The sequence below is a fragment of the Streptomyces sp. NPDC046925 genome (assembly GCF_040644915.1).
GTDB lineage: Bacteria > Actinomycetota > Actinomycetes > Streptomycetales > Streptomycetaceae > Streptomyces.
Genome location: NZ_JBEYWZ010000006.1, coordinates 252718 through 276035, shown reverse-complemented (window position 1 = coordinate 276035; position 23318 = coordinate 252718). Strand labels below are relative to the sequence as shown.

Annotated in this window: 22 protein-coding genes; 8 read left to right on the top strand and 14 right to left on the bottom strand. The window is 71.3% G+C overall.

The features are described from left to right. Positions 1–51 precede the first annotated feature (51 nt). The 9 genes from ABZ906_RS25645 to ABZ906_RS25605 form a co-directional block, all read right to left on the bottom strand. The gene (locus ABZ906_RS25645) at positions 52–1272 is read right to left on the bottom strand and encodes a hypothetical protein (RefSeq protein WP_361386318.1); all 1221 of its coding nucleotides are present in this window, start codon (positions 1270–1272) and stop codon (positions 52–54) included. Further along, positions 1269–2972, bottom strand: coding sequence for a DUF3492 domain-containing protein (locus tag ABZ906_RS25640; protein ID WP_361386315.1), 1704 nt, complete (start codon positions 2970–2972; stop codon positions 1269–1271). Before ABZ906_RS25640 ends, ABZ906_RS25645 begins: the two co-directional genes overlap by 4 nt. Before the next feature lie 201 nt (positions 2973–3173). After that, positions 3174–4781: an ABC transporter ATP-binding protein gene (locus ABZ906_RS25635; protein WP_361386311.1), complete on the bottom strand. Its 1608-nt coding sequence runs from the start codon at positions 4779–4781 to the stop codon at positions 3174–3176. Beyond that, positions 4778–5767: an ABC transporter permease gene (locus ABZ906_RS25630; RefSeq protein ID WP_361182466.1), complete on the bottom strand. Its 990-nt coding sequence runs from the start codon at positions 5765–5767 to the stop codon at positions 4778–4780. Before ABZ906_RS25630 ends, ABZ906_RS25635 begins: the two co-directional genes overlap by 4 nt. 59 nt (positions 5768–5826) lie before the next feature. Further along, positions 5827–6819: an ABC transporter permease gene (locus ABZ906_RS25625; protein WP_361386308.1), complete on the bottom strand. Its 993-nt coding sequence runs from the start codon at positions 6817–6819 to the stop codon at positions 5827–5829. A gap of 20 nt (positions 6820–6839) precedes the next feature. Beyond that, positions 6840–8564 (bottom strand): ABC transporter substrate-binding protein, encoded by a 1725-nt coding sequence (locus tag ABZ906_RS25620; protein ID WP_361386305.1) that lies wholly within the window; start codon positions 8562–8564, stop codon positions 6840–6842. A gap of 148 nt (positions 8565–8712) precedes the next feature. Then, positions 8713–8805, bottom strand: a complete 93-nt coding sequence (locus ABZ906_RS25615; RefSeq protein ID WP_344520500.1) for an Ms4533A family Cys-rich leader peptide — start codon at positions 8803–8805, stop codon at positions 8713–8715. Between the two features lie 91 nt (positions 8806–8896). After that, on the bottom strand, positions 8897–10282 hold the full coding sequence (locus ABZ906_RS25610; protein WP_361386302.1) for a DUF3152 domain-containing protein: 1386 nt from the start codon (positions 10280–10282) through the stop codon (positions 8897–8899). An 8-nt stretch (positions 10283–10290) separates the two neighbouring features. After that, positions 10291–11280, bottom strand: coding sequence for an alpha/beta hydrolase (locus ABZ906_RS25605; protein ID WP_361386299.1), 990 nt, complete (start codon positions 11278–11280; stop codon positions 10291–10293). A 212-nt stretch (positions 11281–11492) separates the two neighbouring features. Between ABZ906_RS25605 and ABZ906_RS25600 the strand changes: the two genes are divergently transcribed. The 4 genes from ABZ906_RS25600 (at position 11493) to ABZ906_RS25585 (ending at position 13351) form a co-directional block, all read left to right on the top strand. After that, complete coding sequence (locus tag ABZ906_RS25600; protein ID WP_361181703.1) at positions 11493–11717, top strand: hypothetical protein; 225 nt, start codon at positions 11493–11495, stop codon at positions 11715–11717. A 144-nt stretch (positions 11718–11861) separates the two neighbouring features. Beyond that, positions 11862–12503, top strand: a complete 642-nt coding sequence (locus ABZ906_RS25595) for a TetR/AcrR family transcriptional regulator (RefSeq protein WP_361181705.1) — start codon at positions 11862–11864, stop codon at positions 12501–12503. A 150-nt stretch (positions 12504–12653) separates the two neighbouring features. Then, positions 12654–12881 carry a DUF3107 domain-containing protein gene (locus ABZ906_RS25590; RefSeq protein WP_055565193.1) on the top strand — a complete coding sequence of 76 codons (228 nt, stop codon included), beginning with the start codon at positions 12654–12656 and terminating at the stop codon, positions 12879–12881. Between the two features lie 197 nt (positions 12882–13078). Continuing rightward, complete coding sequence (locus tag ABZ906_RS25585) at positions 13079–13351, top strand: hypothetical protein (RefSeq protein WP_361181708.1); 273 nt, start codon at positions 13079–13081, stop codon at positions 13349–13351. 182 nt (positions 13352–13533) lie between these two features. Here the strand turns inward: ABZ906_RS25585 and ABZ906_RS25580 are convergent, their stop codons facing one another. Next, positions 13534–14271, bottom strand: coding sequence for a ferritin-like fold-containing protein (locus ABZ906_RS25580; RefSeq protein ID WP_361386296.1), 738 nt, complete (start codon positions 14269–14271; stop codon positions 13534–13536). A 463-nt stretch (positions 14272–14734) separates the two neighbouring features. Here ABZ906_RS25580 and ABZ906_RS25575 point away from each other — a divergent pair, with 463 nt between their 5' ends. Together ABZ906_RS25575 and ABZ906_RS25570 are read left to right on the top strand one after the other, a co-directional pair. Beyond that, a complete protein-coding gene (locus tag ABZ906_RS25575; RefSeq protein WP_361386293.1) occupies positions 14735–16909 on the top strand; it encodes a DEAD/DEAH box helicase in 2175 nt (724 codons plus the stop codon). A gap of 228 nt (positions 16910–17137) precedes the next feature. Continuing rightward, positions 17138–18100: an alpha/beta hydrolase gene (locus ABZ906_RS25570; protein ID WP_361386290.1), complete on the top strand. Its 963-nt coding sequence runs from the start codon at positions 17138–17140 to the stop codon at positions 18098–18100. A gap of 11 nt (positions 18101–18111) precedes the next feature. On the opposite strand, the gene ABZ906_RS25565 is transcribed toward ABZ906_RS25570, so the two are convergent. Further along, positions 18112–19017 (bottom strand): NYN domain-containing protein, encoded by a 906-nt coding sequence (locus ABZ906_RS25565; RefSeq protein ID WP_361386287.1) that lies wholly within the window; start codon positions 19015–19017, stop codon positions 18112–18114. Positions 19018–19224: 207 nt separating this feature from the next. Between ABZ906_RS25565 and ABZ906_RS25560 the strand changes: the two genes are divergently transcribed. Continuing rightward, a complete protein-coding gene (locus ABZ906_RS25560) occupies positions 19225–19377 on the top strand; it encodes a hypothetical protein (RefSeq protein ID WP_167829028.1) in 153 nt (50 codons plus the stop codon). Between the two features lie 135 nt (positions 19378–19512). On the opposite strand, the gene ABZ906_RS25555 is transcribed toward ABZ906_RS25560, so the two are convergent. The 3 genes from ABZ906_RS25555 to ABZ906_RS25545 form a co-directional block, all read right to left on the bottom strand. Next, complete coding sequence (locus ABZ906_RS25555) at positions 19513–20118, bottom strand: MarC family protein (RefSeq protein ID WP_361386284.1); 606 nt, start codon at positions 20116–20118, stop codon at positions 19513–19515. A gap of 92 nt (positions 20119–20210) precedes the next feature. After that, positions 20211–21086, bottom strand: a complete 876-nt coding sequence (locus tag ABZ906_RS25550) for a PHP domain-containing protein (RefSeq protein ID WP_361386281.1) — start codon at positions 21084–21086, stop codon at positions 20211–20213. Positions 21087–21249: 163 nt separating this feature from the next. Beyond that, positions 21250–21891, bottom strand: coding sequence for a DUF6758 family protein (locus tag ABZ906_RS25545; protein WP_190082082.1), 642 nt, complete (start codon positions 21889–21891; stop codon positions 21250–21252). A 160-nt stretch (positions 21892–22051) separates the two neighbouring features. On the opposite strand from ABZ906_RS25545, the gene ABZ906_RS25540 reads away from it, so the two are divergent. Beyond that, a complete protein-coding gene (locus ABZ906_RS25540) occupies positions 22052–23305 on the top strand; it encodes an MFS transporter (protein ID WP_361386278.1) in 1254 nt (417 codons plus the stop codon). Positions 23306–23318: the final 13 nt, after the last annotated feature.

The window sequence follows — 23318 nt, the reverse complement described above, 5'->3', positions numbered from 1 at the left end:
TGGTGTGCGAGGGCGTGGCGTCGGGTGAGCCGCGGCCTGCGGCGGGCACACTCACGACGTTCCGCCCGCGTGCGCGGAGGCCCGGCTGAGGACCCGCAGGGAATGGAGCAGCAGCACGGCCGCGGCGGCGCCGCACGCGACGACGGGCACGGCGCCCGGCCCCCAGGCCCGCACCGCCCCTTCCACCGGAGCGGCAAGCCACGCGCATCCGGGCAGCCGCCCCGCGAACACGCAGGCGACGGAGCCCGCCTCCACGGCACCGGCGGCGCCCAGCATCAGCGAGGGCGCCCGCGTGAAGCCGTACGAGGAGAGCAGCCGGGAGAGCAGCAGCAGCGCTCCGAGGGCGCCGGCCCCGGCGGATACCGGCACTCCGCGGACGGCCGCGGCCCCCGCGAGCAGGGCGGCCAGGGCACAGAGGTAGAGCGCGAGCACGCCCAGGAGCAGCGGCCTCACGGAGGCGGTGAATTCGGTGAGCCCCCGGCTGAGCGAGAGCCTCCTGCGCGCCCCCACGGTGAACAGCCGCACGCACCACACCGCGGGCGCCACGGCGAGCGCGAGCCCCAGCGCGGCGGCGGTCGACGGCGCCGGGGGCCCGTCGGGACCGCCCGAGACGGCGTCCAGCAGGAGCCCGTCGCCGAAGAGGGCGTACGCGACGAGAAGGCACGCCCACGCGCGCGTGCCCGGCAGAACCTGGTGCGTGGAACGCAGCGGGCCGTGCCGGAGGACCACCCGCAGCGCGACGGCCACGGCGAGCGCCCCGCCGAGCCATACCGCGAGCCGCGCACGCCCCTCGCTCAGTTCGAGGCCGGCGATCGCGAGCCCGCACGCCGCGCCCGGAAGCAGCGCGAACAGCGCCCAGCCTGCGGGCACTTCGGGTGCGCCCTGCGAGGGAAGCGCCACAGGGACGGCGCGTTCCTCCTCGTCGCGCGGCACGCGCGCGTACATCTCCTCGGCGAGCGCGAACACGTCCCGGTGCCTGAACCGCGCGGCGGTCCTGTCGGTCACTCCGTGCGCTTCGAGGCCTGCGGCGATCTCCAGCGGGTCCACGGCCCGCTCGCACAGTTCCTTGTGCCGGTGCATCAGCGTCTTCACGGGGTCGGCGCCACCGCGCCGCGCGGGCTTGGCGCCGGACCCGGTGCCGGAAGCCGCCGACCGCCAGGCCGCGGGCTCCCGTACGAGGGCGGCGTCGGCCACCAGCTCCTCCGACCGGACGTCCCAGCCGCCGGGGCTCCCCGGAGCCCGTGGCGCGTCGATCTGCTGTTCCTTGCTCATACGCCCGCCTCCTTCAACTGCTCCGGTGCGTCGGTCTCCTGCGCCCAGCTGGGCGCGCCCGTGTCCCCGCCGCCCGCGGCCGCCGCCCCCGCCCAGCGGCCCGGCATGCGGGCCTCCGCCGGGTTGCCGAACGGCACCGGCTCGCCCGCGTCGTCGAGCGTTTCCCTGCGCACCGGGCAGCGCGAGACGATCTCCAGGTAAATGCCGCGAAATGCCTCGATGTTCTGCTCAACGGTGAACAGTTCGAGCGCCCGCGCACGCGCCGCCGCCCCCAGCCGTTCGCGCCGCCCCGCGTCGCGCAGCAGCGCCACGCACGCCTCGGCGAGCGCTCTCGGGTTGCGCGGCGGCACCACGAGCCCCGTGCCGCCGATGACCTCGACGACCGCTCCGACATCCGTGGAGACCGTCGCGCGCCCGCAGAACATCGCTTCGATCAGGCTGATCGGGAAGCCCTCTATGACGCTCGACAGGACGACCACGCTGCCCGCGGCGTACGCGTCTTCGAGCTCGGGCGCCCCGGGCGCGCCGATCTCCTCGAAGGACACGGGGTTGTCGCCGACGGCGTGCGCGCCCTGTGCCTCGTCCGGGAAGAGCTGTGCCGCGAGCGCCTTGCAGTGCGCGAGGTACGCGGCGGCCTCCGGGCCTTCGGCGGGGGCCCCGACGATGCGCAGCCGGGCCTTCGGCTCCTCCTTGCGGACGTCCGCGAAGGCGTGGAGCAGGGAGATCAGGTCCTTGGCGGGCTCGATGCGTCCGACCCAGAGGAGGGTGTCGGGGTCGCCGGGGTCCTCGCGCTCGCCGACCTCCGCGAAGCGGGACGCCTCCATGCCCGGATACACCGTGCGCAGCTTCGTCCGCTCGGCCCCGCACCGCTCCTGCCAGCGGCGGGCGTGCGTGTTGCCGGGCGTGACGACCGTGGCCTTGTCGTACACCTCGGCGGCGAGCCTGCCGTGGAAGGAGGTGAGCAGCGCCCGCGCCGGCGCGCTCAGGGCCTCGTCGCCGGTCGCGAGATAGTGCGCCCGCAGCTGCACGCCGTACTCGGTGACCAGGAGCGGGACTCCGGAGAAGTGCTCGGCGAGAAGGCCGGGGAGCGCGGCGGGGCCGCCGGACGTGGCGTGGCACAGGTCCACCGCGCCGAGGCCGTCGTCGCCGTACCAGTCGAGGGAGAGCGGCCGCAGCGCTCGCTCCAGGAGGCCCGCCACGACGAGCAGGTCGGGCACCCGTGCGGTGCGCGCGGCGCGGAGTGCGCCCGGCGCGCGGCAGGCGCTCTCCAGGACGCGCACGGCCGCTTCGGAACGCAGGGCGCCGACGAGGCCGCCCTCGTCACGGGCGAGTTCGGCGAGGCCGTAGAGCGCACTGCTGAAACGGTCCGCCAACGCGCTGGAGGTACCGGGGGCGGAGTCGCACACCGCCGAGGCCAGTTCGCCGAAGCACTCCGCGAAGCGCCGCCGCGCCCGCCGTCCGTGCCGGGGTGCGGTGACGGTGCCCGCGGTGTCGTCGACCGTCCACAGGGGCGCCGTCAGCACCCGGTTCACCTGGGGCGGCAGCTCGATCCAGCCCTGTGCCTCCTGCCGCTCGCTGCGGCTGAGTGCGTAGACGTCGAATTCGTGCTGCCCGAGCCCGCGCACGAGCCGGTCGCACCAGAGCCTGGCGTCACCGCTCACATACGGATAGCCACCCTCCGTAAGCAGTCCGATGCGCACGCGTACACCCCCGATCTCCCATATGGAGAGCCGCCGTTGGACCAGCGGCTCGCAGCGGGACGAACGTATGCGGACATGAAGGTGGCGTGATGGACGGTTGTCCATCACGCCACCAAAAGGGGTGAACGGCCGTAACTTTCCCGCGCCGGTTGCGTTCCGTCGCGCTATGACGCTCGGAGAGCGCTCTTTCGCTACCGAGCGTTAAGCTGCGGCCAGCTCCCTGCGGGCCGTACGGCGCCGCGCCGCTGCCTCCGGGTCGAGTGCGGGCACGGCCGCCAACAGCTGTTTCGTGTACGCCTGCCGCGGCGCTCCGTACACCTCGTCGACGGAGCCCTGCTCGACGATCCGCCCCTGCCGCATCACCGCGACCCGGTCGCTGACCTGGCGTACCACCGCGAGATCGTGCGCGATGAAGACGAGGGCGAGTCCGTGCTCCTCCTGGAGTTCGGCGAGCAGCGCGGTCACCTGCGCCTGCGTCGTGACGTCGAGCGCCGACACCGGCTCGTCGCACACGATGATCCGGGGCTCGGTGGCAAGGGCCCGGGCGATCCCCACGCGCTGCCGCTGGCCGCCGCTGAACTCGTGCGGATAGCGCCCGTAGTACGCCGGATCAAGCCCGACGCGCTCCATGAGGGCGCGCACGCGAGCGCGCACCACGGAGTCGTCGTGCTCTCCCTTGGCGCGCAGCGGATCGGCGATGGACTCCCCGATGCCGCGGCGCGGATTGAGCGAGGAGACGGGGTCCTGGAACACCATCTGCACCCCGGCCCGTACGCCGCCCGGCGCCGGATCGCCCCCGTGGCGGATCTCCCCCGCCGTGGGATCGAGCAGCCCCACGAGCATCCTCCCCAGGGTCGTCTTGCCACTGCCGCTCTCCCCCACGATCCCGAGCGTCTCGCCCCGGCGGACCGTGAGCGACACCCCGTCGACCGCGGCGAACGCGCGCTTGCCCCGCCCGAACTCCCGCCGCAGCCCATCCGCTTCGAGCACGACGTCGCCCCGCGCGGGTGCCGACGCCTCCCGCGGCGAGTCCACCCGCGGCACCGCCCCGAGCAGCTCCCGCGTGTAGGCCTCCCGGGGCGCCCCCAGGATCTCGCGCACGGGCCCGCGCTCGACGGCCCTGCCGTACCGCATGACCAGGACGTCGTCGACGCTCTCCGCCGCCACGCCCACGTCATGGGTGACCAGGAGCAGTCCCATGCCGGTCTCGGCCCGCAGGGCGTGCAGCAGGTCGAGGATCTGGGCCTGCACGGTGACATCCAGGGCGGTCGTCGGCTCGTCGGCGATCAGGAGTTCGGGTTCGCAGGCGAGCGCCATGGCGATGAGCGCGCGCTGGCGCATGCCGCCGCTGAACTCGTGCGGCCTGGACCGCGCCCTGCGCGCCGCGTCCGGGATGCCCACCCGGTCGAGCACGTCGACGGCACGCGCGCGTGCCGCCCTGCGGGAGGCTCCGGTGTGCACGCGGTACACCTCGGCGATCTGGTCGCCCACCGCGTAGTACGGGTCGAGGGACGAGAGCGGGTCCTGGAAGACCATCGCCGCCTTCCCGCCCCGCAACCGCCGAAGCTCCTGACCGGACGCCTCCTGTACGTCGATGCCGCCGACCCGCACCTCGCCGCCGACGTGCGCGCCCGTGCCCCGGTGGAGCCCGAGCAGCGCGGAGGCCACCGTGCTCTTGCCGGACCCCGACTCGCCGACGAGGCCGAGAGCGGCGCCCTTCTCCAGCGTGAAGGAGACCCGGTCGACGGCGCGGGTCTCCCCGAAGTCGACCACCAGGTCGGTCACTTGAACGAGACCGGCGAGGCTCATGAGAGGACCACCCTTCGGTCGGCCACCGCGTAGAGGACGTCCGCGACGGCGTTGGCGAGCACTACGAAGAAGCCGGTCACCAGGACCATGCCGACCACGACCGGCAGATCGACGACCTTGACCGCGTGCACGAGTTCGCGCCCCATGCCGGGCAGGCCGAAGAGCGTCTCGCTGAGCACGGCGCCGCCGAACAGCGACCCGAAGTCATTGGCGCTGAGCGCGATGACCGGGGCGATCGCGCCGCGCAGGGCGTGCTTGCCGATGATCGAGCGCTCCCCGACGCCGTACGCGCGAAACGTCCGTACGTGGTCGTCGGCGAGGGTCTCCAGCATCGAGGCGCGGGTGAGGCGCGCGTACTTGGCGGCCTCGATCAGCGCCAGGGACAGCCAGGGCAGGAGCAGGTTCCACGCCCACTGCTGGGGGTCGTCGGTGAACGGAACGTACTGCGGGAAGGGCAGCCAGTTCAGCTGGCCGCAGACCACGATCATCAGGAGCAGGCCGATGACGAAGACGGGGGTGGCGGTGCCCGCGAGCGTGACGGCGGTCAGGACGCGCTCGGTGACGCGCCCGCGCCGCCAGGCGGACAGGACGCCGGTGCCGACGCCGAGGATCAGCCACATCACCATGGCGCCGATCGCGAGCGACCCGGTGACCGGGAGCTTCGCCAGGATCAGCTGGGTGACCTGCTGGTCGCTCTGGTAGGAGAGCCCGAGGCAGGGGGCGTCGCAGTGCTCGGTGCCCGTGCCCGTCGAGTAGTCCTGGCCCGCGAAGATGCCCTGGAGGAAGTCCCAGTAGCGGACGTACACCGGATCGTCCAGCCGCAGTTGCTCGGTCACCTGGGCCACCTGGGCCGGTGAGCAGCGCGGCCCGCAGGTGATCTGGGCGACGTCGCCGGGAGCGACGTAGAAGACCGCGTAGATGATCACGGAGATGGCGAGCAGCGTGACCAGGGCGCCGACCGCGCGCCGCAGGAGGAAGCCGGTCATGCCCTGGCCGAGGCCGCTCATGCCGTTGCGGAGGCCGCTCATGCTGTGGCGGAGGCCGCTCATGCCTTGCCCTCCCGCTTCTGTCCGGTGCCGATCCGCAGCCGCGACGCGGCCCGTGGATCGAGCGCGGTCCGTACGCCGTCCCCGAGGACGGTCAGCGCGAGCACCGTCACGAACAGCGCCCCCGCGGGCAGCAGGAGGTACTGCGGCGCGGCCTGGTACCAGATGTCGGCCGAGGTCAGCATCTGTCCCCAGGAGGCGGTCGGCGGTTTGACGCCGACGCCGAGGAAGGAGAGCGCGGCCTCGACCGTGATGTTCAGCGGGACCAGCAGCGCCGCGTACGTGATGACGGGTGCGGCGAGCCCCGGCAGGAGTTCGCGGCGCGCGATGCGCCAGGTGCTCCAGCCGCTGAGCCGGGCGGCGGCCACGTAGTCGAGCTCCTTGAGGGTGATGGTCTGCGCACGGACGATCTTGGCCGTGCTGCCCCAGGCGACGAGCCCGATGACGAGGGCGACCAGGGCGGGGCGCGGGAATCCGCTCGGCACGATCGCCATCAGGGCGAGCGAGAGGATCATCAGCGGCATGGCGACGATGACGTCGGTGGCGCGGCTGAGCACCTGGTCGACCAGGCGGTTGCCGAGACCGGCCGCGATGCCGATGCCGACGCCGAGGAGCACCTGCACGAGGGTCGCGGCGAAGGCGACCCCGAGGGAGACCCGCGCGCCGTACACGAGCCGGGCGAACAGGTCACGCCCGGTCTGCGGTTCGACGCCGAGCCAGTGCTCGGCGCTGATCCCGCCGAACGAGCCGATCGGCACGCCGCCGCGCCCGGAGTCGATGAGGTCGGGGTGGTAGGTACTGGGGTCCTGGCCCTCCACGGCGGTGAGCAGCGGCGCGGCGAGCGCGACCAGGACGAGCAGCGCGACGACGACCGCCGCGACGAGGGCGGCGCGCTGCGTGCGCAGCCGCCGCCAGAACTGACGGGCTCCGGAAGTCGGGGCGGGCGCCGTGGCGCCCGTCCCCGCTCCCGAGGCCAACAGGGCCTCGCTCATGGTGATGTGACCGCTAGCCCTTACTTGACCGCGACCTGCGAGACGTCGAGGACGCCCGTCCAGTCACTGATCACGATGTTCTTGACGTCCTTGCCGTACAGGCGCTTGTAGACCGGGTGGAAGAGCGGCACGGTCAGGGCCTGCTCGCCGATCTTCTTGTCGAGGGCGCCCCAGCGCTTCGCGGCCGCCTCGAGGTCGGTGAGCTTGTTGATCTCGTCGATCTCGTCGTTGACGGACGTGTCGTCCAGGAATCCGGTGTTGAAGTTGGCGCCGTCCTTCACGATCTGCCGGCCGTCGAAGATCGGGGCGAGGAAGGGACCGCCGGAGGGCCAGTCGGCACCCCAGTGCGCGAGGAAGAGACCGGGCTCGTCCTTGGCGCTGTGGATCTTGTCCTTGTAGTCGTTGTCCTCGAGGCCCTGGAGCTTGACGGTGATCCCGGCCTTCTTCAGGGCGTCCTGGATCGACGTGGCGATCTCCGGGCTCGTCTCGAAGTCCTTGGCGTTGGAGTGGGTCAGCGTGATGGTGAGCCCGTCCTTGTGACCGGCTTCCTCCAGGAGCTGCTTGGCCTTCTTCGGGTTGCCGGACTTGCCCGCCGGGAAGTGGTCGTACTTCGTGTATCCGAAGGACTTCTGGTTCGGCAGGTACGTGGTCGCGGGCTCGGCGAGCGACGAGCCGCCTGCCGCGTTGACGACGGACGACCGGTCGACGGCGTACGAGATCGCCTGGCGGACCTTCGGGTCGTCGAAGGGCTTCACCTTCGGGTTGAAGGCGAGGTAGTTCGTGTATCCGAAGTGCCCGGTGCCGACGCGCGAGGCGAGGGCCTTGTCGCCGGTGACCTTGGCGAGTTCGGCGGGGCCGAGGTTCGTGTCGGTGGTGACGGCGGCGGCGTCCGAGCCCTGGCCCGCCGAGAGCCGCTGGTTGATGACGGAGGAGTTGAGGCCGGACCGCACGTCGATCTTGTCCGGGTAGGCCTTGCGCTCGGGGTCGGTCTTCGCCGACCAGTGCGGGTTGCGCTCCAGGGTGAGGCGCTCGCCGTCGTTCTCGTTCTTCACGACCTTGTACGGGCCCGAGGAGACGGGGTGCTCCTCGTACTTGGTGCCCTTGTCCTTGCTCTTGGGGACGGGCGTGAACTGCGTCTGCGTCGCCAGATAGGGGAATTCGCCCTCGGGCTTGTTGAGCCGGAAGACGATCGTCCGCTCGTCCGGGGTCTCGATGGAGTCGAGCCCGCCCTTGTCCTTGTAGGGCCCGGCGTACTTGTCGCCGCCGATCAGCCAGTCCCTCAAGTAGGGCGCGCCGCCGGAGAGTTCACCGGCGAAGGAGCGCTCGATACCGTACTTGATGTCGGCGGAGGTGATCGGCGAGCCGTCCTCGTACTTGAGGCCCTTCTTGAGGGTGTACGTCCACACCGTGGCGTTCTTGTTCGACTTGCCGAGGTCGGTGGCGAGGTCCGGCACGACCTCCGAGCCCTTGGCGCCGTCCTCGCGATTGCGGGTGGTCAGGGTGCGGAAGACGAGCGAGGGGACGTTGCCGCCGCCGGAGGTGTAGAGCCGCGCCGGGTCGAAGTCGACCTGCGGGTCGCTGTTGAGGACGGTGAGCGTGCCGCCCTTCGCGGGCTTGCCGTCGGCACTCCCGGCGCCCTTGCCCCCGGCGTCCTCGGGGCCCGCGCAGGCGGCGGCGCCCGCTGCCAGGACGAGGCTGACGGATGCCGCTGCCACGCGGCGGGCTATGACGGACGGTTGACGCATGATGCGGGGACCTCTCGGGAGCGCTGCGCGCACGGACGTACGGCAGCAGCCAGCAGGGAAAGAGAGCAGAGCTCGCCCCGGGGTCGCCGAGAAAGGTCAGGACCGCGAAAAGGTCATGAGAAAGCGACGCACACGCCAGGGGCGGGCGTCAGCAACAGTGAATGTCGGACACGCAGAGCGCGGTCACGCCGAAGAGCGCCAGCTCAAGGGCTGCGCGCGAGGAGGCGTGACGAGGCGACATGCGGAGAAATATGAACGAACTTGCGGCGGATGTCAAAGCTGCCGATCGAAAAGCGACCGCATTCCGATCACTTCTGTCTCAGCCCTTGAGCTCAACTTTTGGGAAAAGCCCAGGGGTTGGCCTTGCACTTGATTCCGTCGTGGTCGAGGAACTTCGTCTGCTGCTGCATGACCGGCGCGAGCTGGCCGTCCTTCGTGCAGTCCGTGTGGTTGAAGCCGAGCCGGTGACCGACCTCGTGGTTGATCAGCATCTGCCGGTAGGGGTAGATGCGGTCGCCGTAGGTCTTGGCGCCCTGCGCCCACCGATAGGCGTTGATCATGACGCGGTCCGTGGCCGCGGAGTCACAGGAGACGTTCTGCTGGAGGGTGTCGAGACCGGACTTCGCGCACCACTTCCCGGTCGTCCCCGGGCTCGCGAGCGTGATGACGAAATCGGGCTTCCCCGAAGAGATCCGCTCGAAGGTCCGGCCGCCGCCGTGCGCCCAGCTCCGGTCGTCGTTCAGGGTCTTCTGCACGGCCGAGGCGAACAGCTCGCCGTCCAGACCCATGCCCTTCTCGACGTCGACGCGGTAGCGGAACTTCTGCCCCTTGCCGGGCGCCTTGTCGAACCCGGCCATCGCCTCGAAGTCACCGGACGCCGTGAGCTTGGCGTCCAGCGGATACTTCTTCGCCATCTTCGCCTCGTACGTCGCCGGGGCGGACTCCGGGGGCGTGGGCCGGTCGTCCGAGCGGGACGCGTCCTCACCCGCGGCACGCTGCTCCTGGCCCTCCGCGGCCCGCGTCTTGGGGGCGGAATCCGCCGGCCCGTCGGTCACCTGACCGGCCACGACGACCGCGAGAACGGTGGTGACGGCGGCCGCGGCGATCCCGGTGAAGGTGCGGCCCCTGCCGCCCGGCTTGCCGTCCTGCGCCTCGTCGTCCGCGACATCGCCGGGGCCGTCCGAGCCGTCGGCGTCGGACCAGAGCTCTCGGTGCGCCTCCTCGTCCTCGTCGACCGCGCGGCCCCAGTCGGTGACGGAGGCGTACGGGTCGCGGGGCGGGCCGACCGTCGCGCCCTTTACCGCTGGTGTCGCACCGCTGTTGAAGCGGGCGTCCTCGTCGTGCTCGCCGTCGAACGCGTCCACGTACTCACGGCGGGGCCCCGGCATACGGGGCGGCGCGGTCCGCGCACCCGGCACTCCGTGGACGGCGCCCGTGTGCGGCCCGGATCCCCAGCCGCCGCCCGGCTCGCGCTGCTCGGGATGCCCGCCGCGGACATGCGGCGAGCCATGCGGAGGAGTGGCCTGCGGGACTCCGCGCGGAGGCGTGGCCTGCGGGACCCCGTGCGCGGGCGTGCCGCCGTCGCCGGGGGCTCGTCTGCGGCGCCCCGTGCCGGGACCCGGCGTCCGTACGCCCTGCGATGACGCTATGTCGGTGGTGTCCGTGCTGCCCGTGTTGTCGGCGAGGTCGGTCGAACCCCGGCGGCTATGACGTCCCACTCGCCGCCTCAGCTCCCTGCGTCCGACTGACCGGATGCGTGCAATTCGTCCGTGTCCGCGAGCAGTTCGCGGAATGCCGTGGCCACCGTATCCGGATACTCCATCATCGCCACATGTCCCGCGTCCGGCAGGGTGAGCAGCCGCGAGTCACGGAACGCCGCGGCGGCCTTGCGCGCCATACGGTACGAGACGAGCAGGTCCCGGCCGCCGTAGACGAGCAGCGTCGGCGCGAGCACCCGCTCGGCCTGCCGCCACAGCCCCTGCTGGCCGCCCAGCGTGTACGCGTTCACGATGCCGCGTGCCGAGCGTGCCATCGCGTCCCACATGTACGGAAGGGCGAGCCTGCGCTCCATCTCCCGCACGGCCGCGCTGTACCCCTCGGAGGAGACCCGGCCCGGATCGCCGTAACAGAGTGCCATGACGCCGCTGACCCGCTGCTCGGCCGTCCAGTCCTTGGTGAGCCGGGTGAACAGGCTCGCCACTCCGGGCACCGCGAGGAGCCCGGTCGGCAGTGCCGTGCGCTGCACCCGGAGCTCCGGGAGCGCGGGCGAGATCAGCGTGAGGGTGCGGACCAGGTCGGGGCGGACGGCGGCCACGCGGGTCGCGATCGCGCCGCCCAGCGAATTGGCGATCAGGTGCACGGGCGCGTCGTCGCGCGCGTCCAGATAACGGATGACCGCGCGCGCGTGCCCCGTGACCGAATAGTTGCCGTCGTCCGGCGGCGGCGAGTCGCCGAACCCCGGCAGGTCGACCGCCGCACAGTCGACGACGTCCTCGAGCAGCGGCATCAGGGCCGACCAGTTCTGGGACGAGCCGCCGAGCCCGTGCACGAACAGCGCGGGCGGCAGTCCTTCGCGGACGGACGGCCTTGACCGCACGGAAAGCGTGAGCCCCGGCAGGGTGACCGAGTCGAGCCGCTCGCCCGCCGCGACCGCGACGGCACCCGGTTTGGGTGCGACGGAGGCGGCGATCACATGCGGCAGATCGGTCGAAGACATGCGGCAATGTTACGAGACGATCACACGGTGGTTCATGTGTTCGCAGTCACAGATCCAGCCGATGTCGCGCGAAGGTCGTCCAAAGATCGCACAGAGCTCCCACAGAGATCGCATAGCGCCCGCTCCAGCCGTCTCCTAGGCTCGTAGATAGAGAGATAGAAGAAGGTGAACCGGGCACTCGCACCACTAGTCCGCTAGGGAAGAGAGCCACGATGACCGTCGATCCGTCCGACCCCGAGACCTTCGAGGCCGGGGAGACCCCCGAAATCGCCGACCAGAGCCCCGAGGCACCCGAGGCCGATGCCGCGGAGCAGCAGACCGATCTCGCGCCGCGCGAGGACGACTCCTTGCGGGACGTGGATACGGCCGCGGCCAACGAGGCCGACCTGGCCGAACAGGCCCGCGTCGTCAGCATCGACGAAGACGACTACCGCTGAGCTGCCCGTGTTTGCCCTGCTACGCACGGCTTTCCCGGTCATCCAGTCCGTGAAATTCTCAGCTCGTACCGCGCACATCACGGTTACCGAAAAGTACGATGGCCGCGCGGCGCACACCGCACATTCACGATCATGGGAGGCGGCGTGACAGCCATCGAGCAGACAGAGGCAGCGCGCCCGCGGGGCACACGCCTGCCGCGTCGTGCCCGACGCAATCAGTTGCTGGGCGCGGCGCAGGAGGTCTTCGTCGCGCAGGGATATCACGCGGCGGCGATGGACGACATCGCCGAGCGGGCCGGAGTCAGCAAGCCGGTGCTGTATCAGCACTTCCCCGGCAAGCTCGACCTCTACCTCGCCCTGCTCGACCAGCACTGCGAATCACTGCTCCAGTCCGTCCGTACGGCACTTGCCTCGACGTCGGACAACAAGCTGCGCGTGGCGGCCACGATGGACGCCTACTTCGCGTACGTGGAGGACGAGGGCGGCGCTTTCCGGCTGGTCTTCGAGTCCGACCTGACGAACGAGGCCGCGGTCCGCGAGCGCGTGGACCGGGTGACGCTCCAGTGCGCGGAGGCGATCTGCGAGGTCATCGCCGAGGACACGGGGCTGCCCCGTGACGAGGCGATGCTGCTCGCCGTGGGCCTCGGCGGCTACTCACAGGTCGTCGCCAGGTACTGGCTCGCGAGCGACAGCACGGTCCCGCGCGAGAAGGCGGTGGAACTGCTGACCTCGCTGGCCTGGCGCGGTATCGCGGGCTTCCCGCTGCACGGCGTGGACGGCCACTGACCCGGATTCCTCGTTCCGGCATTCTGTTCCCGGTCCCTGTTCGCTACTGGCGTGCAGCGGCGAAGCGTACGCATCGCTTCACCGGGCTAATGTGTGCTGAGTACGGCGCGGACGGCCGCGCACATCACTGACCGTCGGAGGGACAAAGCCGTGGAGGTCAAGATCGGCGTGCAGTACGCGCCCCGCGAGATCGTGCTGGAGAGCGGCCAGAGCGCCGAGGAAGTCGAGCACGCGGTGTCCGAGGCGCTGACCGGCAAGTCGCCGCTGCTGAGCCTCGTGGACGACCACGGCCGCAAGGTCCTGGTTCCGGCCGACCGCCTCGCGTACGTCGAGCTCGGCGAGCCGACCGCACGCAAGGTGGGCTTCAGCGCCCTGTAGTCCAAGGCGCTGCACGCAGAACGAGAAAACGGGAACGGCCCGGTGGTTGCGAACCACCGGGCCGTTCCTTTGCGTTGACGCGCCGTCGACTCTCCCCGCACGGAGGAGTCGAGCGGACCTGGAGGATTGCATTCCGGGCTCCGGGGGTAATACCGGCTACGACCGTTTTGCACCTGGCCGCGAGGGAGGGACACCCTGTGATTCTGGAAGCACTCGGCGCTGCACTGCTCGGTTTCGCCCTGGCGTGGGCCGCGGCCCACCGACTGGCCCACCGGCTCCCCGCACGCAGCCTGGTCCTGTCGACCGGCGCGGCGGGCGGCGTGATCGGCGCCATCGTCGCCCACATGGCCCTCGGCGCGGGCCACGCCGCCGGCACACTCGCGGGCGCGGTCGCCGTGGCAGCGGCCCTGCTCTCACTCCTGCTCCGCCCCACCCGCAGCCGAGTACGCCGTCGCTCAGCGACGGCGTAGGGGCGCCCCGTAGGGGCGCGAGGAACTGCGCGACCGGCCACGACGCACCCGCACAAGCAAGAACCACCTGCACGCCCCGCAAGGGGCGCGGGGAACTGCGCGCCAAGCCACGACCGACCCGCAGGGAAGGCGAACCCGCAGAACAACGGCGCCCCCAGTCCCCGCCCCCTGGAGCCCCGCGACTACGCGGCGAGGCCCAGCGCAGCCATCCGCTTCGTGTGCGCCTCGGTGATCCGCGAGAACATCCGCCCGACCTCGGCAAGGTCGAACCCATCGGCGACGCCCCCGACCAGCATGGTCGACAGGGCGTCCCGGTCGGCGACCACCCGCTGCGACTGCGAAAGCGCCTCGCCCATCAGCCGCCGCGCCCACAGCGCGAGCCGTCCGCCCACCCGCGGGTCCGCCTCGATCGCGGCACGTACCTTCTCCACGGCGAAGCTCGCGTGCCCCGTGTCGTCGAGCACGCCGAGGACGAGACGCCGGGTGTCGACGTCGAGCCGCGCCGCCACCTCGCGGTAGAAGTCACTGGCGATCGAGTCACCCACGTACGCCTTGACCAGGCCCTCCAGCCAGTCGGACGGCGCAGTCTGACGGTGGAAGCCGTCGAGCGCGGCCACGAAGGGCTCCATCGCCTCGGTCGCGTCCGCGCCGATCGCCGTGAGCCGGTCCCGCAACTGCTCGAAGTGGTGAAACTCCGCCGACGCCATCTTCGCCAGCTCCGCCTTGTCGCCGAGCGTCGGCGCCAGCTTCGCGTCCTCCGCGAGCCGCTCGAACGCCGCGAGCTCTCCGTAGGCGAGCGCTCCGAGCAGATCCACGACCGCGGCGCGGTAGTGCGGCTCGTCGGCGGCGGCCTTCCAGTCCAGGGCGGCGATTCCGGTGGGTTCGGCAGGTGTGTCAGCGGCGGTGTCAGGCGTCTCCATAAACCGCACAATAGCCCGCTCGCAGCAACGTGTAAGGGCCTGGTCAGTGACTGTGACGACGGCTACGTGACGAATTCGCCAGACACGGCTGCGAGATTCCGGGGTACAGTGGTAATGCGCCCGCCGAATATTCGTCGGGCCGTACGAATGAGGATGCCCGGTCGGAGGCCCGATCGGCTCCGACCCGACAGCCCTCCAGGCGGCCCGCACAGTGCGGACGGCACGAGGAGGGAACCTCAGCGGTACGAGCGCTCGAGCGCAGGCAGTGGTCCCGCGCCCCCGGCCCCGCCCCCCAAGCAGCCGGCGGTAGTGGCACGGTCACGACCCCCAGCGTTCGCCTCGGGCCGCGTCTCACAGAAGAGGCAATGCTCTGACTACGACTTTCCGCGATCTCGGGATTCTTTCCGAGACGGCCGAGGCCCTTGAAGCCGTCGGCATCACCAGCCCTTTCCCCATCCAAGAGATGACGCTGCCCGTGGCGCTCTCCGGGACCGACGTCATCGGCCAGGCCAAGACCGGCACCGGCAAGACGCTCGGCTTCGGACTGCCGCTCCTGGAGCGCGTCACCGTCCCCGCGGACGTCGAGGCGGGCCGGGCCAAGCCCGAGCAGCTGACCGACGCCCCGCAGGCGCTCATCGTCGTCCCCACGCGTGAGCTCTGCCAGCAGGTCACGAACGACCTCCTGACGGCGGGCAAGGCCCGTAACGTACGCGTCCTCGCCATATACGGCGGCCGTGCGTACGAGCCGCAGGTCGAGGCCCTCAAGAAGGGCATCGACATCGTCGTCGGCACGCCCGGCCGTCTGCTCGACCTCGCGGGCCAGAAGAAGCTCAACCTCAAGCACATCAAGTGCCTGGTCCTCGACGAGGCCGACGAGATGCTCGACCTGGGCTTCCTGCCCGACGTCGAGCGGATCATCAACATGCTGCCGGTGAAGCGCCAGACGATGCTGTTCTCGGCGACCATGCCGGGCGCGGTCATCGGCCTCGCCCGCCGGTACATGTCGCAGCCCACGCACATCCGCGCCACCGCGCCGGACGACGAGGGCCAGACCGTCGCGAACACGAAGCAGCACGTGTACCGCGCGCACAACATGGACAAGCCCGAGATGGTCTCGCGCATCCTGCAGGCCGAGGGCCGCGGACTCGCGATGATCTTCTGCCGTACGAAGCGGACCGCCGCCGACATCGCCGAGCAGCTCGAAAAGCGCGGCTTCGCCTCGGGTGCCGTGCACGGCGACCTCGGGCAGGGCGCCCGCGAGCAGGCGCTGCGCGCGTTCCGCAACGGCAAGGTGGACGTGCTCGTCTGCACGGACGTCGCCGCGCGCGGCATCGACGTCGGCGGCGTGACGCACGTCATCAACTACCAGTCCCCCGAGGACGAGAAGACCTACCTGCACCGCATCGGCCGTACGGGCCGTGCGGGCGCCAAGGGCATCGCGATCACGCTGGTCGACTGGGACGACATCCCGCGCTGGCAGCTGATCAACAAGGCGCTGAACCTCGGCTTCAACGACCCGGTCGAGACGTACTCCAGCTCTCCTCACCTGTACGAGGAGCTGAACATCCCGGCGGGCACGAAGGGCATCCTGCCGCGCGCCGAGCGGACCCGCGCCGGCCTGCGTGCCGAGGAGATCGAGGACCTCGGCGAGACGGGCGGCAAGGGTGGCCCGCGCGGTCGCGGTGGCCGCGACCGGAACCGCGCCGCCGAGCCGGAGCGCGAGCCGCGCGAGCCCCGTGAGGCGCGTACGCCGCGCCGTCGCCGCCGCACGCGTTCGGGCACGCCGCTGGAGGCGCCGTCCACGCAGGCCGCGCCAGTGACCGAGGCCGCAGCCCCCGCCGCGGCCCCCGTGGCCGAGCCGACGGAGCCGCGTACGCCGCGCCGCCGTCGTCGCACGCGCGGCGGTTCGGAGGCCGCTGAGGCCGTGGTCGACACCGTCGAGGCGGTGGAGACGGCGGCGCCCGAGGCCGAGGCCGAGGCTCCCGCCACGAAGCCGCGCCGCCGTACCCGTAAGGCCGCGGAGCCGGTGGCCGAGGTGACCGAAGCCCCCGAGGCCGAGGCCCCCGCCACCAAGCCCCGCCGCCGTACGCGCAAGGCAGCGGAGGCCGCGGAGACCGTGGTCGACACGGTCGAGGCCGAGGCCCCCGCCGCCACGAAGCCGCGCCGCACCCGCAAGGCTGCGGAGCCGGTCGTGGAGGCAGCCGAGGTCACGGCGACGGAGACCAAGCCGCGCCGCCGCACGCGCAAGGCAGCGGAGGCCGTCGTCGACACCGTCGAGGCCGAAGCTCCCGCCGCCACGAAGCCGCGCCGCACCCGCAAGACCGCGGAGCCGGTCGTCGAGGCAGCCCAAGCCACTGAGACCGAGGCCAAGCCCCGCCGCCGCACGCGCAAGGCAGCAGAGGCCGTCGTCGACACCGTCGAGGCCGAGGCCCCCGCCACCAAGCCGCGCCGCACCCGCAAGACCGCGGCGTCGGCCGTCGAGGCGGAGATCCCGGCTCAGCCCACGGAGGAGGCCAAGCCCCGTCGCCGCACCCGCAAGGCTGCGGAGGCTCCGGCGGTCGCCGCGGAGGAGCCCACGGTCACCAAGCCCCGCCGCCGCACGCGCAAGGCGGTCGCTGCCCCGGCAGAGGAGAGCTGAGCGCTCCCCTAGGTCATAACGCAGAAGGCCCGGCCCTCCCCTGACGGAGGCGCCGGGCCTTCCGCGTCCCCTCACACAACCGCCGGCCAGGCCACGGGGTAAACGGGTGGGTGGGAGACGTCCGGCGCGAAGCGCCGGGTCGGTGGAGAGCAGGGCGCAACCCAAGGGCACCCCGCACCCCGCCCCCGCCCAGCGCAGCGCCCCGCGGCTGCGGATAGCCTCAAGGGCATGAGCAGGCCCCCGACCTTCACCCCGCCCCCCGGCGTCGACGCGCGGCGTCTGAGGACCGTGCGCGGCGACTTCGCCGTCCTGGACGCCCGCCCGGCCGGCGAGGCCACAGGCACCGTTCTGCTGCTCCCCGGCTTCACCGGGAGCAAGGAGGACTTCATCGCCCTGCTTAGGCCCCTCTCGGATGCCGGGTATCGCGCGGTAGCCGTCGACGGCCGCGGGCAGTACGAGACCCAGGGCCCCGAGAAGGACGAAACCCCATACGCGCAGGGCGAGTTGGCCCAGGACGTACTCGCCCAGGCAGACGCGCTCACCCGAGCCGACAAACCCTCCGAGGCAGACGCGCTCACCCGGACCAACGAACCCTCCGAGGCCGACGCGCCGCCTCAGGCCGACGGCACCCTCAGCACCCCGCTCCACCTCCTAGGCCACTCCCTCGGAGGCCAGATCGCCCGCGCCGCCGTCCTCAGTGCCCCCGCGGAGACCTTCGCCTCGCTCACCCTCATGGCATCGGGCCCCGCCGCCATCTCACCCCCGCAGCAGGCCCGCGCCAAGATGCTGGCGGACGCACTGGCCGTGATGTCGATGGCCGAGGCCTGGGCCGCCATCCAGGCCTTCGATCCGCCCGAGGACACCGACGTCGACGGTGACGCCCTGCGCGAGCGCTGGCTGCGGCACAGCCCCGCCCAGCTCATCGCGACCGGCAAGCAACTCTGCGTCGAGCCGGACCGCGTCACGGAGCTCGCCGCCCTGCCCCTGCGCAAACACGTCATCTCCGGCGAGCGCGACGACACCTGGCCCGTCCCCTGGCTCGACGAGATGGCCCGGCGTCTCGCGGCCCACCGCACGGTCATCGGCGGCGCCGAGCACTCCCCCAACACCGACCGCCCCGCCGAGACCGCCGCCGCCCTCATCGCCTTCTGGGACCAGTCCCGGGACCAGCCGGGCAGCACCGCCCGCTAGGCCCCGGGGCCCTAGTACTGCGTCTGCAGGTGCTCCCAGAAGCCGTCCCGCAGCGCCCGCCGCAGATCCGACTGCCCCCGCAGCGAGTACGCGAGCAGCTTCTCGGCCTCCACCAGGAGCTCCTGGTCCACCGACCCCGGCAGATACGGATGGCCCGGCAGCAGGTCCACCAGCGCCTCGCGCCCCCGCGCGGCCAGCCACTTCGCGGCGATCTGCGCGCCCACGAACCGCACGTCGTCGCGGGGCGGCCGGGGCGTGCCCGCCGTCTCGTACGACATCGTGACGCTGCGCCGGGACACGTACGGCTTGAAGAAGTCGAGGTCGAACGTGCGCTGGCTGTCGACCTCCCACAGCAGCGGCTCCGCCTGATTGCGGCCCTCGGACGCCTCGATGCCCCACAGATGCACCCGCGCGCCGTACCCCTGCGCGGCCTCCACCGCCGAGACCAGGTCCTCGTCGCCGCCGATCAGCGCCGCGTCGCTGATCGCGCGGTGCCGGGCGAGTGACTCCAGGTCCGTACGGATGAGGGAGTCCACGCCCTTCTGCTGGTTGTTCGCGTTGAGGTTGCCCAGGCGCACCTTGACGTCGGGCAGCTCGGCGATCGACTGCTGCTCCACCGTGTGGATGCGGCGCCGCGCACCGTCGTACCAGTACACGCGCAGCAGACGGCTGTCCGCGAAGATCGTGCGCGCCTTGTCGATGAACGCCTCGATCAGACCCTCCGCGTCCAGGTCGAAGGCCCGCCGGTCCTCCGTGCCCACCGCGAGCCGCCCCGCCGCCGCGTATACGTACCCGGCGTCGACGAAGATCGCGTGCGTGGACGGCGTCTTCGCCACCTCGGCGAGCACGCGCTCGAGGAGTCCGTTGGCGCGCTCCAGCTGGGCGCTGATGGCGGTGATCTCGATCTCGTCGTTCATCGCCTTCATTGTCCCGTTGGTCACGCAGCGAACACAACCGATCTCGCTACTCGTGAGTAATTAGTCTGTCGAAAAATTTCTTTAGCGTAGGGAATGTTTGCTGGGGGCAACTCGTTGTACCCCTATGGAACGCCGGACACAGCTGTCCCGGCGGCCACACACCAGTAGTTCTCCTCAGGAGGATGACCAGACGAAGGGAGAAGCCTCATGCGCTTCGAAATCATGCGACTCGACGACGTCGACGGCGCCGCCGTGGACCGGACCGTCGTAGACGCCGCCTCCGTCAATCGGATCGTGCAGCAGGCCGCAGCGATCGGCCAGCGCATCTATATCCGCCCGGCCGAATCCCCGGCCTCGTAACGCACATGTTGCACATTTAGGTAGCACGTTGCACATATAGGTTGCACGTACAGGTTGAAGGGCCCCCGTACACCGTTGGTACGGGGGCCCTTGGCATGTCCCGGCATCCGTGCGGGCCGCCCCGGGACCGGCGCCCTAGGCGCCGTTGATCACCTGCGTCACGCCGTTGATGATCTGCTGTACCGCGATCGCGGAGAGCATCATGCCCGCGAGCCGCGTCACCAGGACCACGCCGCCGTCCTTGATGACCCGGATGATCAACAGCGAGTAGCGCATCACCAGCCACAGCACGACGTGCATCGCCACGATCGCCGCCCATACGGAGATCTGCGTGCCGAAGCTGTCGGCGTCCTGGACGGCCAGGATGACGGAGACGATCGCGCCGGGCCCCGCGAGCAGCGGCATGCCGAGCGGCACCAGGGCGACGTTGACGTCCTTGGTCTGCGTCGGCTCGTCCGACTTGCCGGTGAGCAGATCGAGCGCGATGAGCAGGAGCAGCAGACCGCCCGCGATCATCAGCGCGGGGACGGAGACGTGCAGGTAGTCGAGGATCTGATGGCCCAGGACCCCGAAGACCGCGATCACGCCGAAGGCGACGCACACGGCCTGGAGGGCCATCTTCCGCTGCACCTTGGCGGGGCGGCCGGAGGTGAGTCCGAGGAAGATCGGGGTGATCCCGGGGGGATCCATGATGACAAAAAGGGTGAGGAAGAGGGATCCGAAGACGGCGACGTCGAACACAGTGATGGCCTTGCGGTGAGTCGTACGAAAGTGCCGCGCGAGGGCGGCGGAAAAGGTGGCGGGGAGGCCCGCGTTACGCAGAGAGGCCCGCGTTACGCGGAGGGCCGTCCGCCCGCGCCCGGCACCGGGAACGCCCCGGTCGCGCGGCGCGTGATCTCCCCGTAGATCTCGGGGTCGGTGGTGAACTCCCCGAGCACACAGGTCTTGCGGCTGCCGTGGTAGTCGCTCGACCCCGTGGCGAGGAGGCCGAGGTCCGCGGCGAGGCCGTGCAGCCGGGTGCGGGTGTCCGGGGCGTGGTCCATGTGGTCGGCCTCGATGCCGTCGAGACCCGCGGCGGCCAGTTCCGCTATCGCGCCCTCGGGCACCACCTGACCGCGCTTGACGGCGGCGGGGTGCGCGAAGACGGTGACGCCGCCCGCGGCCTTGACCAGGCGGATCGCGTCGAAGGGGTCCAGTTCGTGCTTCCCGGCGTACGCGCGGCCGCCGTCGGCGAGCCAGTCGGGCGTGAAGGCGTCCGAGACGGTGGGCACGACGCCCAGCTCCACCAAGGCCTCGGCGATGTGCGGGCGGCCGACCGAGCCGTCGCCCGCGATGCGCGCGACCTGCTCCCAGGTGACCGGAACGCCGAGTTCCCGGAGCTTGCCGACCATCGTCTTCGCGCGGGGCACCCGGTCGTCGCGCACGAGCTCGCGCTCACGGGCGAGTTCCGGCTCGTCGGGGTCGAAGAGGTAGGCCAGCATGTGCAGGCCCACGCCGTCGTGGCGGCAGGAGAGTTCGGCGCCGGTGACGAGGGTGAGGTCCCGGTCGATGTCCGCGAGCGCCGCGACGGCCTCCGCGTGCCCGCGGGTGGTGTCGTGGTCCGTGAGCGCGACGACGTCGAGCCCGGCAGCGGCGGCGTTGCGTACCAACTGCGCCGGGGTGTCCGTGCCGTCGGAAGCGGTGGAGTGGGTGTGCAGATCGATGCGCACGACGCGGACTCCAGGCTCTGGCGGGCGGACGAAGGGGACGCTCAAGGATAACGGGAGCCGAACGCTCCGCCGCCCGCCACAGAGGAGACACCCCTCACCTCACGGCACCCACACCGATCACGCCGTAAGCCGTCACAGCACCCCACCGCCCCGCCGCCCACCATCAAGGCGACAGAATCCGCGGCGAAAGCGCCCCGCACGGCAGCAGGTCCGTCTCGGCACCGGCGTCCCGGAGATCGGTGAGCACCAGCTCGTCGTACATCAGGAGCCCCGACTGCTCCGGCCACGCCACCGCCCACAGCCACAGGCCGCGCGCCTCGCCCGCGAAGACCGCGCGGTCGTCCGGCGTGCCCGCCACATGCCACATCGGGGTCGGCCTGCCCGCCGCGAGCAGCTTGGCCTGCGGCGGCTGCTCGACGTTCAGATAGGGGCCGGGGTCCGGGCCGTCGATGCCCGCATACCGCGCGCCGAGCCCGACACCGAGCTCCTCGGCGACGAGCACCAGCTCACCGATGCCGCCGAGCGGCGCGGGTCCCGAGCAGGCCACGGCGGTCGCACGGCCGCCGCTGCGGTCGTCGCCCGCGCAGGCCACGCCCGTGAACAGCCAGCCGACCGGCAGCGGCCAGGGCATCCAGACCGGCACCTGCGCGCGGTGCACGACCACTTGGAGCGCCTCGACGCTCGGCGGGATCACAGGCTGCAGCGGATGCACGGTCCCGTGCACATCGCACTGCCAGGAGTCGGCAAAGAGACCGGGAGCCCTGACCCGGCCACCACACTTCGGGCAACTGGGTTCGCCCCTCATAACGACCAACGGTCCTCCCCGGTCGTCCCCCCGTCAAGGACGATCACCCGTCCGGTGGCCCTGTCACCAGGAGAAACTAGATGTAGCTTGCATCTTTTAGCTTGGCTAACTAATATGTGTATACGTCAATGAACTCGACGTGAGCCGCTAAGGAGCAGGCATGAACAGCAGCACAGGAGGTCCCGCCGAAGGGGACCCACTGGACAAGGGGGCGACCAGCCTCCTGCGCCAGCCGAAGGCCGTCTGGGCCACCGCGGGCGCGTCCGTCGTCGCCTTCATGGGCATCGGGCTCGTCGACCCGATCCTCCCCTCCATCGCCAAGGGCCTCGACGCCTCGGCAAGCCAGGTCTCCCTGCTCTTCACCTCGTACTTCCTGATCACCGCCGTCGCGATGCTGGTGACCGGGTTTGTCTCCAGCCGCATCGGCGGCAAGAAGACCCTGCTCCTCGGGCTCGCGCTCGTCGTGGTCTTCGCGGGGCTCGCCGGCACCTCGGGGTCGGTCGGCGAACTCGTCGGGTTCCGCGCGGGGTGGGGGCTCGGCAACGCGCTCTTCGTGTCGACCGCCCTCGCGGTGATCGTCGGCGCGGCGGCCGGCGGCAGCGCCGCCGCGATCCTGCTGTACGAGTCGGCGCTCGGACTCGGCATGGCCTGCGGGCCGCTGCTCGGCGCGGTCCTCGGCAACGCGAGCTGGCGCTACCCGTTCTTCGGCACCGCGGTCCTGATGGCGGTCGGCTTCCTCAGCATCACGGCGTTCCTCAAGGAACAGCCGAAGCCCGCGCAGAAGACCTCGCTGCTCGCCCCGATCAAGGCCCTGGGCCACGGCGGGCTCGCCTCCGCCGCCGCCTCCGCGTTCTTCTACAACTACACGTTCTTCACGGTCCTGGCCTTCACGCCGTTCGTGCTGAACATGACCCCGTACAAGTCGGGGGCGATCTTCTTCGCCTGGGGTCTGCTGCTCGCCGTCTTCTCGGTGCTCGTGGCGCCCCGGCTGCAGGCGAAGCTGGGCTCCCTGAAGGTGCTCGGCGGTTCGCTGGTGCTGCTCGCGGCGGACGTGCTGATCCTCGGGTACGGCAACCACGCCACGGCCATCGTCTGCACGATCCTGTCCGGCGCCTTCATCGGTGTGAACAACACCGTCTACACCGAGCTCGCGCTCGGCGTGTCGGACGCGCCGCGCCCGGTGGCGAGCGCCGGTTACAACTTCGTGCGGTGGTTCGCCGCCGCCGCGGCGCCGTTCTTCGCGCCGAAGATCGAGGAGTGGAGCAACATCCACGTCCCGTTCGTGGTCGCGGCCGTCACGGCGGTGCTCGGCGCGGCCGTGGTGTGGGTCCGCAGGGAGGCCCTCACCCACGAGGCCGAGGAGCTCGAACCGCGGCACGCCACGGAGGACAGCGTCACCGTCTTCGCCAACTGAGCTCCGTACGAAG